Annotated in this window: 9 protein-coding genes; 5 read left to right on the top strand and 4 right to left on the bottom strand. The window is 72.4% G+C overall.

Annotation, left to right across the window (positions count from 1 at the left end; translation table 11 throughout):
- Positions 1-618 precede the first annotated feature (618 nt).
- Positions 619-3,486: a tetratricopeptide repeat protein gene (locus QF030_RS34895; RefSeq protein ID WP_307166542.1), complete on the bottom strand. Its 2,868-nt coding sequence runs from the start codon at positions 3,484-3,486 to the stop codon at positions 619-621.
- Positions 3,483-3,920, bottom strand: a complete 438-nt coding sequence (locus tag QF030_RS34890; protein ID WP_307166541.1) for a hypothetical protein — start codon at positions 3,918-3,920, stop codon at positions 3,483-3,485. The genes QF030_RS34895 and QF030_RS34890 overlap by 4 nt, the downstream gene beginning before the upstream one ends.
- A 215-nt stretch (positions 3,921-4,135) precedes the next feature.
- Here QF030_RS34890 and QF030_RS34885 point away from each other — a divergent pair, with 215 nt between their 5' ends.
- Both QF030_RS34885 and QF030_RS34880 read left to right on the top strand, forming a co-directional pair.
- Positions 4,136-4,780, top strand: coding sequence for a dihydrofolate reductase family protein (locus tag QF030_RS34885; protein WP_307166540.1), 645 nt, complete (start codon positions 4,136-4,138; stop codon positions 4,778-4,780).
- Between the two features lie 337 nt (positions 4,781-5,117).
- Positions 5,118-5,987 carry an SCO6745 family protein gene (locus QF030_RS34880; RefSeq protein ID WP_307166539.1) on the top strand — a complete coding sequence of 290 codons (870 nt, stop codon included), beginning with the start codon at positions 5,118-5,120 and terminating at the stop codon, positions 5,985-5,987.
- A 295-nt stretch (positions 5,988-6,282) separates the two neighbouring features.
- Here the strand turns inward: QF030_RS34880 and QF030_RS34875 are convergent, their stop codons facing one another.
- On the bottom strand, positions 6,283-8,163 hold the full coding sequence (locus tag QF030_RS34875; RefSeq protein WP_307167800.1) for an ABC transporter ATP-binding protein: 1,881 nt from the start codon (positions 8,161-8,163) through the stop codon (positions 6,283-6,285).
- Positions 8,164-8,373: 210 nt separating this feature from the next.
- On the opposite strand from QF030_RS34875, the gene QF030_RS34870 reads away from it, so the two are divergent.
- Together QF030_RS34870 and QF030_RS34865 are read left to right on the top strand one after the other, a co-directional pair.
- Entirely contained in the window at positions 8,374-9,360 is a 987-nt protein-coding gene (locus QF030_RS34870) for a lysylphosphatidylglycerol synthase transmembrane domain-containing protein (RefSeq protein ID WP_373428849.1), read from the top strand.
- Between the two features lie 374 nt (positions 9,361-9,734).
- Complete coding sequence (locus QF030_RS34865; protein WP_307166537.1) at positions 9,735-10,832, top strand: mechanosensitive ion channel family protein; 1,098 nt, start codon at positions 9,735-9,737, stop codon at positions 10,830-10,832.
- Between the two features lie 27 nt (positions 10,833-10,859).
- Here the strand turns inward: QF030_RS34865 and QF030_RS34860 are convergent, their stop codons facing one another.
- Positions 10,860-12,407, bottom strand: a complete 1,548-nt coding sequence (locus QF030_RS34860; protein WP_307166536.1) for a M1 family metallopeptidase — start codon at positions 12,405-12,407, stop codon at positions 10,860-10,862.
- A gap of 208 nt (positions 12,408-12,615) precedes the next feature.
- Between QF030_RS34860 and QF030_RS34855 the strand changes: the two genes are divergently transcribed.
- On the top strand, positions 12,616-14,835 hold the full coding sequence (locus tag QF030_RS34855; protein ID WP_307166535.1) for an NADP-dependent isocitrate dehydrogenase: 2,220 nt from the start codon (positions 12,616-12,618) through the stop codon (positions 14,833-14,835).
- The last annotated feature ends 70 nt before the right edge of the window (positions 14,836-14,905 follow it).

Raw genomic sequence — 14,905 nt, 5'->3', positions numbered from 1 at the left:
CGGTCGGTAACGGGAGGTCCGCCGGCCAGGCAGGGTCGGGTGAACCCGCGACGACGGTGATGGTGACGCCCGGCCCGGTAGGGCACGGACCGAGGAACCGTTCGATTCCTCGCGCCCCTTCGGACAGCCGTGCCGGGCTCGTCCGTGCTGTCACCTTCACACGCGTCCGCGTCGGCCCCGCCGCGCCCGCCCGGTGCGGCGCCCGCGCCGAGGGCGCGGCACCGCGCTTGTTCGCCTCGCCGGGCTCCACCGCGTCCGGCTCCACCGCGTCCGGCTTCACCGCCCCGGGCCGCGCGGACAGCTTGTCGTAGGTCTTCACGCCCAGGTCGCCGAGCGTGTATGCCGCCGGACAGGCCGGGCAGACGACGGCCACGTACCGGTAGACCTTCCCCGCCGACTCGTACGGTCTGCGCAGCGAGTGCAGCCGGCCGTCGCACCCGGGGCAGGGGCGCGCCACCTCCTCCTCGTAGCTCCAACCGGGTTCGCCGAAACGGGCGATGAGACCGTCGGCGGGCAGGACCACGCCCCAGCGCTCCCCGACGACCTCCACCACCGTCGGACCGAGTTCGGCCTTGTCCCCCACTAGTCTCCCCCCGTCCACCCGGTCGGCAGCGCTGTTCAGTCGACGATGATGCCGGGATAGCAATGATCATGATTCCACTCGGGCTGAATGGCGTACCCGCAATAGCAGAGTGCCGGTCGGGCCGGTTTGCCCTCCGAGCGGCGGCGCAGGGCGACGACGAGCGGTTGCCGGGCGAGCCAGGCCTCGGCGGTCTCGCCGGCCCATCGGCCGAGCGAATCGGGGGAGGCGCCGAGCCCGTGCAACAGCCCCTCGAAGAGGACGTCGGCCTGCCGGAGCAGGAACCGCAGCACGTTGCCGCTGTAGCGGGGGTCCATGTCGTCCAGGCGATGGCGGCGGTCCTGGGCGTCCTGCCAGACCTCGTCCTGGTTGAGGAGCGCCGCATAGTGCGCCTCCAGCGTCCAGGTCCTGTCGGTTTCAGCGGGAGTTCCGCTCATCCGCTCGCGGAGGGTCCCGCAGGCCTCGTGCGCCCTGCGCAGTGGCCCCTCGAACGCCCCCGGGTTCTGCGACGCGAGGCGCTGGTAGATCTCCACGCTCTGCGCGGTCACGGCCAGCGCCTCCTCGGCGAGGCCGCTCTGCGCGAGATAGATGCCGAGGAAGGAGAGGTCGTCGGCCAGAGCGTGTTCATGGGCGGTGGGGTTGGCCGTCGCCAGCCGGCATCTGATGTAGACCGCCTCCCGCAGGGCGGCAAGGGAATCGTCACGGCGGCGTGCGCCCCACAGCAGCAGCCCGAGAATGGACAGGGCCGTCGCCAGGTCGGACTCGTCCACCGCGACGGACCGGTCGAGTTCGGACCTGGAGGCCGCGGGTCCGGCGGCCACCAGGCGCCGGATGAGCGCCACCGCCCGTTCGGCAGCCGTCCGGGCGTCCGACCAGCGACGCTGCTGCCGGCACAGAACGGCCTCGTTGATCAGGGTCACGGCCAGACCCGGGCCGTAGCTCTCGGGGTCGGTGACCGCCAGCCGCTGGAAGATGCCCATCGCCCGCTGGGTCACGGCGAGGGCCGCTTCGGGGTCCCTGGCCTCGGAGAGGGTGACGCCCAGGTGGGAGAGCGACAGCGCGAGGCCGGGTTCGTGCGCTGTGGGGTCCGTGGCCGCCAGTCCTCGAAAGAGACCGACGGCCTCTTCGGCGGCGTGGCGGCTCGCCTCCGTGCGGTCCGCCGCATGAGCCCGCTCGCTCAACTGGGCCAGGGCCATGGCGAGCGCCGGCCGATGTGCGGCGGCGTCGACGGCCGCGAGCTTGCGCAGGACGGCGACCGCCTTCTCGGCCGCGGCCACGGCGTCCTCCCGATGGCCCGCCCGCATCAGCCGGAACCCGAGGTTCTGGTACAGCCGGGCGTGCGCGGAGGGGTCCTGGGTGGCGGGGAGACGGCGTGCGGCGAGGCGCTCGGTGACAGCGGCGATTCCGGCGTCGAGATCTGCCTGTCCGCGGTGGGGGAAGTGCGCCTCGACCGCCTCCAGCACCTCGGTGTCGAGGTCGACCGCGGCCAGCGTGGTCAGGGCCGCGCCGCCCGCGGCGACGGCCAGGGCCGGGTCGGTGCGCAGCAGGGTCTCCAGGTGGCGGGCGGCGTGCGGCCAGCGGTGCGGTGCCGCCGTGGAGGCCAGGAAGGTCAGGGCACGGGCCAGATGAGCGGGCGGCGAGCCGTCCGGGTCGCGGGCGACGAGCGTGCCGATGACGTCCGGCGCCCAGGGAGCCGTGGGGTAGTCGCTCGTGTCGTGGCCGGGAAGGGTCAGGGCGAGGAAGTCCTCGGCGAGCCGGTCGGGGTAGAGGGGTTCGAGGACCGCGCCGGGCTCCTCGGGCGGATAGCAGGTGGCGTGATCGGCCAGGAGGCGCGCGGGGCGCTCCATGCCGAGGCCACCGAGCAGGGCCGTGCCGTCGCGGTGCGTGGTCGCGCCGGTGAGCGCGGCGGTGAAGACCACCTGGCTCATGGCGCCGGGCGGGGTCTCGTACTCCAGGCCTTCCAGGCGCAGTTCGTGGAGCCGGGTCCAATGCCTGCGTTCGCGGTCGAGCAGATACGCGGACAGGCCCGCCATGTCCTTCGGCGGGCTGCCGCCGCGGACGTGGGCGTCGACGGCCACCAGCGCGGCCATGTGCAGCGCCAGGATCAGGCCGAAGTCCGACCGGTCCAGATAGCCGGGTACGACGATGGCGTCCGGGTCGGCGAGACCGTAGCGGGCGGCGAAGCAGTCGCGGGCGACGGTGAACATGGCTCGGCGGGCGGCGAGTCCACCGCGGCCCTCATCGAGCGGTGACAGCGCGAGGGCGCCTGTCTCCGTCCCGGTGTCCTCCAGCGCGGAGCGCACGGCGGGCCAGGGGGAGACGGACCGGGCCAGCAACAGCAGTCGGGTCGGCAGGGGCCCGTCCAGCAGCTTGTTACTGAACAGCCAGGACAGGTGGGACAGGGGCCAGCGGTCGGCGTAGTCGACGACCAGGAGGAGCCCCGCAGCGCCGTCGAGCCGCAGGTCCTGGCTTCCCGGGTGCGGGTGGATCGTGCCGGCGCCGTGGGTGGCCGAGACGACCTTCCAGCCCCTCGACGCGCTGTCGGCCGCGAACTGCGCGGCCAGCCGCGTCTTGCCCTGGCCGCCGGCTCCGTGCAGCCAGCGGGCGGCGCGTGGAGCGTCGCCGTCGCGCCAGGCGGCCAGCTCGGCCCGCTCCTCAGCCCGACCGGTGAAATCCACGACCTGGAAACGGGCGTTGAGGAGCCGGCTGGGCTGGGAAGCGGGTCCGGCCGTGTCCTTCCGCCCAGGTGCGAGGGCGGCGGCCGGCTCCGGAGCAGGCCGATACCGGGAGAGCAGGTAGACCGGCCCCCGGTCGGGGAAGACGTGCAGGTCGGCGCCGATGACGCCGTAGCCGAACCCGCCGTCGACGCGGACCGTCTGCCGTGGCCCGGTCCCGGACCGGCTCACTGGGCGGCTCCGGCGCCTCCCGCCTGTCCGGGAGGCGCCGAGTGCACGATGACATTGCCGCCCAGAGCCGCGAAGACCTGTCCGTTGTCCTTGGCCACGTTGTTCTGCACCTGGGGCTGCCGCGTCTCGGGCAACCGCTTCTTGATCTCCTCGGTCAGCTCACGCAGTTCGTCCGCGGCGTCCGGGTACTCGCCCAGGAGTGATTCCAGCTCCAGCATCCACACGGGGAGCAGACTCCGGCGCACCCGTTCCGCGTCGTCGGCCCTCGCGACGAGGGCCTCGTTGTTGTCGAGCTGGGCCTCGACAGCGGCCTGCCGGTCCTCTCCGCGACGGCGGAACAGCCGGGCGACTCCGCCGCGCGCGACCGTCCACGAGTCGGTGGCCATGGCCGCGACGACCGTGGTTCCCCCGGCCAGAATGAGTTCCTCCACCATCTTGTCCCTCTCCCCGTGACCCAACGACGTTGTCGTGCACGGACATTGTCCCCTCCTCCTGATCCGATTCCGCACCGGGCAGCCGCGTTTCGAACGGTTCGGTAGTCCCGAACGGTTGCGCATCGCAGCAAGGAGGGTGCCGTCGCAGCGATGAGTCCGGCGGCGTCTGCGGGTCTACCTCTCGACCGAGACAACCGACTCGTCAGGAGTAGGACATGGGCCTCATCCACGTCGAGCTGTTCACCACCCTCGACCTCGTCGGGCAGGCGCCCGGTGGGCCCGACGAGGACCCGGACGGGTTCCCGTTCGGCGGCTGGCAGGCGCCCCTGCTGGACGAGGTCACCGGGGCGCGGGTGCTCGCCGCGTACGAGGGCACGGACGCCCTCCTGCTCGGCCGGCGGACGTACGACATCTTCGCCGCCCACTGGCCGCACCAGGAGGGCGGTGAGGACAACGAGATCGCCACGCTCTTCAACAGCGTCCCGAAGTACGTGGCCTCCCGCGGCACACCCGACCTCTCGTGGGCCGGATCCACGCAGCTCGGCCCGGATCTGGCCGGCGCGGTGCGCGAGATCCGGGACCGGCATGAGCACGTGAAGGTGGTGGGGAGCCTGAACCTCGTGCAGACCCTCCTGCGCGAGAAGCTCTTCGACCGTCTCGACCTCTGGGTGCACCCGATCGTGCTCGGCGTCGGGAAGAAGGTGTTCGACGGGGGCGCGGTGCCCGCGAACGTCACCCTCCTCGAACCGCCGACGGCCGGCCCGAAGGGCACCGTGTACCTGCGCTACGGACTCGCCGACGGCACTCCCGCGACGGGAGACATGACCGCGCCCGACCGCGGTGTCGGCCGCGACGCCTGACGGCGCCCTGCGCCCCGCGCCAGGTGGGTCCCCCTGTCACCGACGGTCAGTCCGGCGGTCGGCGGTCCGTCACGACGTCAGCGGCCCCGGATGCCGGCGCCATGACGCAGGGCCGCCGCCCGGGAGCATCGGCCGGGGGCGGGACCGAGTCCGGCGGCGCCGCACCCCCGCGTGACGTTCCGGCGTTCCGGGGTATCCCGGTGTTCCCGTTCTCGGCCCGACCGACGGCCGTCCGGTCGGGCCGTCCCGCGGGCTGGTCGGACGGGCCCCCGGCCTCGCGAGGTCACCTCGTCCGCGCGTCTGGAAAAGTTACCGACCGGTCGGTATCGTGCCCGCCATGACCACCGTCGCTCCGGACCCGCGCGCGGGCCGCCACTGTCACAGCACGCTCAACTCGCTGCACGCGACGCACTACTTCTCCCCGGACGTGGGCCGCGAGCTGGGTGCGCTGGGCGTGACCCACCCGCGGGCCGTCAACTTCGCCGTGCGGGCCGCCGCGCTCGGGCCCGTCGGGGCGGGCGCGGTGACGGCGACCTTCTACAACTACAAGCACACGCTCGTCGCCCGGTACGTGCCCGCGGTCTGGGAGTCGGCCTCGCCCGAGCAGGTCCTGGCGGCACGCACGCGCGCCGTCGACACGACGCTGCGGCGCCTGCTGGGCGCGGACGCGGTCGCGTCCGCGGAGATGTCGGAGGCCGCGACGCTCGCCCTGCGCGCCACCGAGGCCTGCTCGCGCAGCGCCCGGCCCCTGTACTCGGCCCACGCCGATCTGCCGGTCCCCGAGGAGCCGCACCTGGCGTACTGGCACGCGGCCACGCTGCTGCGCGAACACCGGGGCGACGGACACCTCGCCGTGCTGATGGCGGCCGGACTCGACGGACTCGAGGCCGTGCTGACCCACACGGCGACCGGCAAGGGCATGTCGCCGAAGTGGGTGCGCGACACCCGCGGCTGGAGCCGGGAGGACTGGGACGCGGCGGCCGGCCGGCTGCGGGAGCGCGGCCTGCTGGACGAGGACGGCGAGCTGACCGAGCGGGGAAGCGCGCTGCGCCAGGACATCGAGCGGGAGACGGACCGGCTGGACCGCGCCCCGTACGCACATCTGGGCGCGGACGGCGTGGCCCGGCTGACCGAGCTCGGCACGGGCTTCGTCCGCACCGCGCTCGCCGCCGGCGCCTTCCCGGCGGATCTGCTCGCCAAGCGCTGACCTTCCGACAACGGCGCGGACAGCGGGCGCGGCACGGAAAGCCGGTGCGGCACCGACGGCGGGTACGCCACGGGAAGCCGGTGCGGCGCCAACAGCGGATGCGCCACGAGAAGCCGGTGCGGCACCGACAGCGGTGCGGCCCGGGAAGCCGATGCGGCACCGCCAGTCGGTGCCGCGCGGGGAGCCGGCGGCCCGTCCGTGCGCCGCCGCACCAGGTCCGCCTCACCCCCGCCCCAGTCCCCCGGTCCCACCCCCGTCCCTCAGCATGCGGCCGCCCCAAGCCGCGGTCGCCGCTTCAGCGTGCGGCCGTCTGTGTCATCCCCGGCTGGTCGAACTGGGTCCGGTGCAGCTCCGCGTACCGCCCGCCGGTCGCCAGGAGCTCGTCGTGCGTGCCGCGTTCCACGACCCGGCCGGACTCGACGACGAGGATCAGGTCGGCGGCGCGCACGGTCGACAGCCGGTGGGCGATGACCACCGCCGTACGCTCCGCGAGCGCCTCGGCGAGCGCCTCCTGGACGGCCGCCTCGGAGGTGTTGTCGAGGTGCGCGGTGGCCTCGTCGAGGATGACGACGCGCTGGCGGGCCAGCAGCAGCCGGGCGATGGTCATGCGCTGGCGCTCGCCGCCGGAGAGGCGGTAGCCGCGTTCCCCGACGACCGTGTCGAGGCCGTCGGGGAGTGACCGGACGAGGTCGTCGAGGCGGGAGCGGCGCAGGGCGTCCCACAGGTCGTCCTCGGTGGCTCCGGGGCGGGCCAGCAGGAGGTTCGCGCGGACGCTGTCGTGGAAGAGGTGGCCGTCCTGGGTGACCATGCCGAGGGTGGCCCGCAGCGAACCCGCGCTCAGGTCGCGGACGTCGACCCCGCCGATCCGGACGGCGCCCGCGTCGACGTCGTACAGGCGCGGCAGGAGCTGGGCGACGGTGGACTTGCCGGCGCCGGAGGAGCCTACGAGGGCGATGGTCTGCCCGGGCTCGGCGCGGAAGGAGACGCCGTGCAGGACCTCGGCGCCGCCGCGGGAGTCCAGTGAGGCGACCTCCTCCAGGGAGGCCAGCGAGACCTTGTCGGCGGAGGGGTAGCCGAAGCGGACGTCCTCGAACTCGACGGAGACAGGACCCGGCGGCACCTCGCGGGCGTCCGGCTTCTCCTCGATGAGGGGCTTCAGGTCGAGCACCTCGAAGACCCGCTCGAAGCTGACCAGCGCGCTCATGACCTCCACCCGGGCCCCGGCGAGGGAGGTCAGCGGGGCGTACAGACGGGTCAGGAGCAGGGCGAGAGCGACGACGGCGCCCGGTTCGAGGGTGCCGTTCAGCGCGAGACGGCCGCCGAGGCCGTAGACGAGGGCGAGGGCCAGGGCTGAGACGAGGGTCAGCGCGGTGATGAACACCGACTGGGCGGTGGCCGTACGCACACCGATGTCCCGGACGTGGGCGGCGCGGGCCGCGAACTCCGCCGACTCCTCCTCGGGCCGGCCGAACAGCTTGACCAGCGTGGCGCCGGGCGCGGAGAAGCGTTCGGTCATCCGGGTGCCCATCGCCGCGTTGAGCGTGGCCGCCTCGCGCTGCATGCCCGCCATCCGGCTGCCCATCCGCCGGGCCGGGAGCACGAACACCGGCAGCAGGGCCAGCGCGAGCAGGGTGACCTGCCAGGACAGGGTGAGCATGACGGCGAGGGTGAGCACCAGGGTGACCAGGTTGGAGACCACTCCGGAGAGCGTGTTGCTGAAGGCGCGCTGGGCGCCGATGACGTCGTTGTTGAGTCGGGAGACGAGCGCTCCCGTACGGGTACGTGTGAAGAACGCGACCGGCATCCGCTGCACATGATCGAACACGGCCGTGCGCAGATCCAGGATGAGTCCCTCCCCGAGCGTCGCCGAGAGCCTTCTGCCCAGGATGCCCAGCGCCGCCTCCAGCACCGCGATGACCGCGATGAGCAGCGCCAGCCGGACGACCGCGTCCGCGTCGCCGTGCGACACGATCGCGTCGACGACCCGCCCGGCGAGGACGGGGGTGGCGACGGCCAGCAGCGCGGTCAGCACCCCCAGCAGGACGAACAGCGCGATGCGGCGACGATGGGGGCGGGCGAACGCGCCGATGCGGCGCAATGTCACCCGGTCGAAGGGGCGGCGTTCGTGTTGGGCGTTCATGACGCTGTAAAGCTGCGTCCAGGCGGTGCTCTCCATGCTCATGGAAGCGACCGTAGGACCTCAAGCAACCTTGAGGTCAAGCTTCTCCCCACGTCCTCGGCGGCGAAGGACCGGCCGAGGGAGCAGACAGCGCGTCAGGCAGAGTCTCAGGCCGAGGATCAGACGAAGGACCCGATGACCCTACGTAATGTCCCGTCCGCGCTCGCGCAACCCGCAGTCGGCGCCGCGCGGAGAAGCTCTCCGAGTGTGACAGCGGTTCCCGTACCCCTTGCGCCCGTCCCACCTTCCCGGGGCGGGCCCGCACGGCGCGTGCCGGTGCGCAAGATCCTGTGTCTGCTTCCGCTCCTGCTCGTCACCGTGATCGCGGTGCGGCAACGGTCCGTTCTCGCCGAGGGCTTCGCACAGCTGCGTCACGCGCAGTGGCCCTGGCTGCTGGCCGCGCTCGCCGCCACCTGTCTGACGTGGGTGGCGGCGGCCGTCACCCGGCAGGGCGCGGTGGTGGAGCGGCTGCCCGCAGGACGGTTGCTGGCAGCGCAGTTCGCGGCCGGCGCGGCCAACCACCTGCTGCCGACGGGGCTCGGCGCGAGCGCGGTCAATCTGCGGTTCATGACCGTGTGCGGGGTGCCCCTGGCCCGCTCCTCCGCGGCGCTCGCGCTGTATCTGATGGCGGAGGGCGTGGCCCGGGTGGGCCTGCTGGCCGTGCTGCTGCTGGTCTTCCCGGACGCGCTGCGGCTCGGCTCGCTGCTGCCCGCCGGGGCGCTCGGACCGTTGCTGGGCGTCCTCGGGGCGGCCGTGCTGGCGGTGGCGGGCGCGCTCGCCCTCGTACGGCGGCTGCGGTCGGCGGTGTGTTCGTTCCTGCGCACCGCGCTCGGCGAGGCGCGCTCGGTGCACTCCCGTCCCTCCCGGGCGCTGGCCCTGTGGGGCGGCTCGCTGGCGTTCCCGGTGCTCCAGGCGGCCGGTCTGGCCGCGGTGGGACAGGCGCTGGGGCTGCCGGTGCCGGTGGCACACATGGCGGTCGCGTATCTGGCGGCGACGGTGGCGGTCGCGCTGGTCCCGACGCCGGGCGGGATCGGCTCGGTGGAGGCGGCGCTGATCGTGGCGCTGGTGGCGGCCGGCGGCCCGGTCGCGGTGGCCACGGCCGTGGTGCTCGGCTACCGGATCATCACGGTGTGGCTGCCGCTCGTGCCGGGGGCGCTGACGCTCGGTGCGCTGGTGCGGATGAAGGTCATCTGAGGCGCCCGCGGGGTCTCGGGCGGCTCAGGGCCGCACGCTCACCTGGACGGGACCTTCCCGGGGGTCGCCCCGGTGCGGCCGGCCGGCCGGCGAGGCGCGTTGGGGCGGTTCGGCAGGACGGCCGTCCCGGGTGGGACCGCGAGCAGGCCGAACGCGTCGGGGGAATCGTCTGAGCTGCGGGATCCCGCCACCGCGACCGGATCCTCGGGTACGAACTCCCGTGGCGGATACGGCAGGATGAGCGGTCGCGCCCGCTCCGCGAACCGAGGGCGCGACCGCACATCCCGGAACCGAACAGGTGACATCGTGACGAGACTTCACATCCGGCCGTCGGCTGCCCCGCGTACCGCGGATCGACTTCCCGGAGGTGACCGGTGAACCGCGCCCTGACCCTGGACGACGGAGTGGTCGCCGGAATCGCCCTGGCCACCGGCCTGTTGGCCGCCTTCCTGTCCCGCACGCTGCTGCGCTGGCTGGCGAAGCACGCCAAGCGCACGAAGTGGAGCGGCGACGACGTCGTCGTGGACGCCCTGCGCACCGTGGTGCCGTGGTCGCTGATCGCCGGTGGCGCGGCGGCGGCGGCCGCGGTGCTGCCCCTGACCAAGGCCGTCCAGCACACCGTCAACCAGTCCCTGACGGTGCTGCTGATCTTCGTGGTGACCGTGTCGGCGGCGCGGGTCGTCGCCGGGCTCGTGCAGTCGGTGACCTCCTCGCGCTCCGGTGTCGCCGGATCGGCCACGATCTTCGTGAACATCACCCGGATCCTGGTCCTGGCGATCGGCTTCCTGGTGGTGCTCCAGACGCTGGGCATCTCCATAGCCCCGATGCTCACCGCTCTCGGGGTGGGTGGTCTCGCCGTCGCGCTGGCCCTCCAGGACACCCTCGCGAACCTGTTCGCGGGCATTCACATCCTGGCCTCCAAGACCGTCCAGCGCGGTGACTACATCAAGCTGAGCAGCGGCGAGGAGGGCTACGTCGAGGACATCAACTGGCGTCAGACGACCGTGCGCGCCCTCTCCAACAACCTCGTCGTCATTCCCAACGGTCAGCTCGCCAAGACGAACATGACCAACTACATGCGTCCCGAGCAGCAGTTGACGATCCTGGTGCAGGCGGGCGTGGCCTACGACAGTGATCTGGAGCAGGTGGAGCGGGTGACCTCGGAGGTCATCGCCGAGGTCATGACGGGCGTCGACGGCGCCCTCCCGGACCACGAACCCGCCATCCGCTTCCACACCTTCGGCGACTCGCGGATCGGCTTCACGGTGATCCTGGGCGTCGGCGAGTTCAGCGACCAGTACCGGATCAAGCACGAGTTCATCAAGCGTCTGCACCGCCGCTACCGCCAGGAGGGCATCCGGATCCCCGCTCCCGCCCGCACGGTTGCCCTCCAGTCGGGCACGGTCGTCATCCCGCAGCAGCGCACCGGTGACGACATCGTGCAGGGCGGGTTGACCGCCCTGCACGACTGACGACGGCCGACGGCGTCGGCCGACGGGTCAGAGCGTGGCCGAGTTCTCGTGCCAGCGCACGCCCGCCTGCCGGCGCGGGGCGGTGAGGGACGGCGTCACCGGGGTGACCGTCCAGTCCGGATGGCCGGGCATCCTCGGTGTCGTCGTGCCGTACAGCCAGTCCCGCAGGAAGCCGGACACGTCCTGCCCGCAGGTGTGCGAGGCGAGAGCGATGTAGTCCTCCGTCGACGCCGAGGAGTTGCGGTGGCGGGCCAGGAAGGCCCGCTCGACCGCGTGGAAGGCGTCCTCGCCGATGAGCTGCCGCAGTGCGTACAGGACGAGGACGCCGCCCAGGTAGCGCTGGCTGTCGAAGAGGTTGGCCGCGTTCGGCGCGGCGACCGGGCCGGAGGTCCGGCGCCACTGGTCGCCGCGCGCGTAGGTGTCCTTCATCCGGGCCTCGAAGCTGGTCAGTCCCAGGGAGTCCGGCCAGCCCCGCTCGTAGCGGTACAGCAGCCCGTAGAAGTCGGCGTGGCCCTCGTTGAGCCACAGGTCGGCCCAGGTGGCGGGACTGACGCTGTTGCCGAAGTAGGAGTGGACCAGCTCGTGCATCATGTGCGAGCCGATCTTCGGCTCCGCCTGGAGCAGGTAGTTCGGCTTGTAGAGGGTGAGGGTCTGGGTCTCCAGGCCCGTGAAGTCGAAGGCGTTCGGGTCGTCGGTGTTGCAGGGCAGCAGTCCGTACGTCTCGAAGGGGTAGGCGCCCAGCCGTGCCTCGATCCACTCGACCAGGCCCGGGGTGAGCGCGAGGGCGGGCTCCAGCGCCTCGGCCCGCGCGGTCGGGACGACGTCGCGCAGCGGCAGTCCGTGCGGCCCCCGGCGCTCCTTGACGACGTAGTCGCCGACCGTGATCTGCACCAGCTCGGTGGCGATCGGCGAGCGGGAGCGGTAGGTGTACGCGGTCCGGTCGCCGGCCAGGTCCTCGGTGCACACGAGGGAGCCGCTCGCGACGGCCCGCAGACCGGCCGGGACGGTGATGCGGAAGGTGAAGTCCGCCTTGTCCGACGGGTGGTCGTTGCAGGGGAAGACGGTGTGCGCGGAGTCCGGCTGGGGACAGATCGCGAAGCCGTCCGCCGTCGGGACCCACGCGGTGTGCGCGAGCGCCCTGCGCGGGTCCGCCGTGTAGGTCACGCACACGGTGACCCGGGCCCGGGCGGGCAGCGGCCGGGCGGGCGTGATGCGCAGCTTCTCGTCCACCTGTTCGAAGGTGGCCGTGCGGCCGTCGACACGGACCGTGCGTATGTCCAGGCCCAGCGCGTCGAGCGAGAGGCGGCCGAGGGCCTGGGTGGTACGCAGCTCCAGGGTCGCCGTGGCGTCGACCAGGGTGGTCGACGGGTCGTAGGAGAAGTCGAGGTGGTAGGCGCCGACGCGGTAGCCGTCGTTCCCGAGGGCCGGGAAGACGGGGTCGCCGAGGGTCTCGGGGCCCGGGGCGTCACCGGGCTCGGGCTGCGGGGCCGCGTACGCCGTGTTTCCCCCGGCCAGGACTGCTGCCGTGCCGATCAGCGCGGCCGCCGGGGCCGTCACTCTGCTGCGATATCTCATGGTCCGCTTTCGCTCGGGCGGCCGGGTGGTCGGTCCGGCCGTCGGATCAGGTCGACGATCTACCTGCATGACCGCGAAAACGGCCGCTTCGGTTGCACGGAAAGAACATCCGGACATCCCGCGGTGTGAGGAGACCCCTGTCGAGCCGACGCCGGTCACGAGATATCTTGATGTCGAGCAATGTTGCAGACGTGGAGCGGAGCACCCGGTGACTGACTCGACCATCATCTATACGCACACTGACGAGGCCCCGGCCCTGGCGACGTATTCCTTCCTGCCGGTGGTCCAGGCGTACGCCTCGCAGGCGGGTGTCGCCGTCCAGACGCGGGACATCTCGCTGGCCGGGCGGATCATCGCAGTGTTCCCGGAGTACCTGACCGAGGACCAGCGGATCCCGGACGCGCTGAGCGAGCTCGGTGAGCTGGCCAAGACGCCCGAGGCCAACATCATCAAGCTGCCGAACATCTCGGCGTCGATCCCGCAGCTGAAGGCCGCGGTCGCCGAGCTCCAGGCGCAGGGCTACGCGCTGCCGGCCTACCCGGACGACCCGAAGACCGACGAGGAGCGGGAGATCCGGGCCCGCTACGACAAGGTCAAGGGCTCCGCCGTGAACCCGGTCCTGCGCGAGGGCAACTCCGACCGCCGCGCCCCCGCGTCGGTCAAGAACTACGCGAAGACCCACCCGCACCGCATGGGCGCCTGGTCGCCGGAGTCCAGGACCAACGTCGCCACGATGGGCGTGGACGACTTCCGCTCCACCGAGAAGTCGGTCGTGATCTCCGAGGCCGGTTCCCTGAGGATCGAACTCGTCGGCGACGACGGCTCCACCAAGGTGCTGCGCGAGTCGGTACCGGTTCTCGAGGGCGAGGTCGTCGACGCCTCCGTCCTGCACGTCGCGCCGCTGCGCGAGTTCCTCACCGCTCAGATCGCCCGGGCCAAGGCCGAGGGTGTGCTGTTCTCCGTGCACCTCAAGGCCACGATGATGAAGGTCTCCGACCCGATCATCTTCGGCCACGTGGTGCGCGCCTTCTTCCCGAAGACCTTCGCGCAGTACGGCCAGGCGCTCGCCGCGGCCGGCCTGACCCCGAACGACGGTCTGGGCGGCATCTTCAAGGGCCTGGAGTCCCTGCCGGAGGGCGCCGAGATCAGGGCCTCCTTCGACGCCGAGCTCGCCGAGGGCCCGGCCCTGGCGATGGTCGACTCCGACAAGGGCATCACCAACCTGCACGTGCCGTCCGACGTGATCGTCGACGCCTCGATGCCGGCCATGATCCGCACCTCCGGCCACATGTGGGGCCCGGACGGCCAGGAGGCCGACACCCTCGCGGTGCTGCCGGACTCCTCGTACTCCGGCGTCTACCAGGCCGTGCTCGACGACTGCCGTGCCAACGGCGCCTACGACCCGTCGACCATGGGCTCCGTCCCGAACGTCGGCCTCATGGCGCAGAAGGCCGAGGAGTACGGCAGCCACGACAAGACCTTCGAGATCCCGACCACCGGCACGGTCCGCCTCGTCGACCAGGCCGGCAACGTGGTGATCGAGCAGACGGTCTCCGCAGGCGACATCTTCCGCGCCTGCCAGACCAAGGACGCGCCGATCAAGGACTGGGTGAAGCTGGCCGTGACGCGCGCCCGCGCCACCGGCAACCCGGCCGTGTTCTGGCTGGACGAGACCCGCGCCCACGACGCGAACCTGATCGCCAAGGTCAACGCGTACCTGCCGGAGCACGACACCGAGGGCCTGGACATCCGGATCCTCAACCCGGTCGAGGCGACCAAGCTGTCGGTGGAGCGCATCCGCCGCGGTGAGGACACCATCTCCGTCACCGGCAACGTGCTGCGCGACTACCTGACCGACCTCTTCCCGATCCTGGAGCTGGGCACCAGCGCCAAGATGCTGTCGGTCGTCCCGCTGATGGCGGGCGGCGGCCTGTTCGAGACGGGCGCCGGCGGCTCCGCGCCGAAGCACGTCCAGCAGCTGGTCAAGGAGAACTACCTGCGCTGGGACTCGCTGGGCGAGTTCTTCGCGCTCGTGCCCTCCTTCGAGCAGTACGCCGAGTTCACGGGCAACGCCCGCGCCAAGGTCCTCGCCGACACGCTCGACCGCGCCACGGCGACCTTCCTGAACGAGGACAAGTCCCCGACCCGTCGCGTCGGCGGCATCGACAACCGCGGCAGCCACTTCTACCTGTCCCTGTACTGGGCGCAGGAGCTGGCCGCGCAGACCGACGACGCGGACCTGGCCAAGGCCTTCGCCCCGCTCGCCGAGACCCTCGCGGCGAACGAGCAGACCATCGTCGACGAGCTGAACGCCGTCCAGGGCAAGCCCGCCGACATCGGCGGCTACTACCAGCCCGACCCGGCGAAGGCGGCGGCGTTCATGCGTCCGTCGGCCACCTGGAACGAGGCCCTGGCGTCCCTGAGCTGACGCACCGCGACAGCCACCTCCGCCCCGGCCGGGTCCCTCCCGGCCGGGGCGGCCGTGTGTCCGCCGGGTC

The sequence above is a fragment of the Streptomyces rishiriensis genome (genome assembly GCF_030815485.1).
In the GTDB taxonomy this organism is placed as follows: Bacteria; Actinomycetota; Actinomycetes; order Streptomycetales; family Streptomycetaceae; genus Streptomyces; species Streptomyces rishiriensis_A.
This window is presented reverse-complemented; position numbering and strand designations above follow the sequence as displayed.

What these genes read in the sequence shown, in the direction of transcription:
- QF030_RS34860 (WP_307166536.1), bottom strand. Translation starts at nt 12,407, where the DNA reads ATGAGATATCGCAGCAGAGTGACGGCCCCGGCGGCCGCGCTGATCGGC.
- QF030_RS34875 (WP_307167800.1), bottom strand. Translation starts at nt 8,163, where the DNA reads ATGGAGAGCACCGCCTGGACGCAGCTTTACAGCGTCATGAACGCCCAA.
- QF030_RS34880 (WP_307166539.1), top strand. Translation starts at nt 5,118, where the DNA reads ATGACCACCGTCGCTCCGGACCCGCGCGCGGGCCGCCACTGTCACAGC.
- QF030_RS34890 (WP_307166541.1), bottom strand. Translation starts at nt 3,920, where the DNA reads ATGGTGGAGGAACTCATTCTGGCCGGGGGAACCACGGTCGTCGCGGCC.
- QF030_RS34885 (WP_307166540.1), top strand. Translation starts at nt 4,136, where the DNA reads ATGGGCCTCATCCACGTCGAGCTGTTCACCACCCTCGACCTCGTCGGG.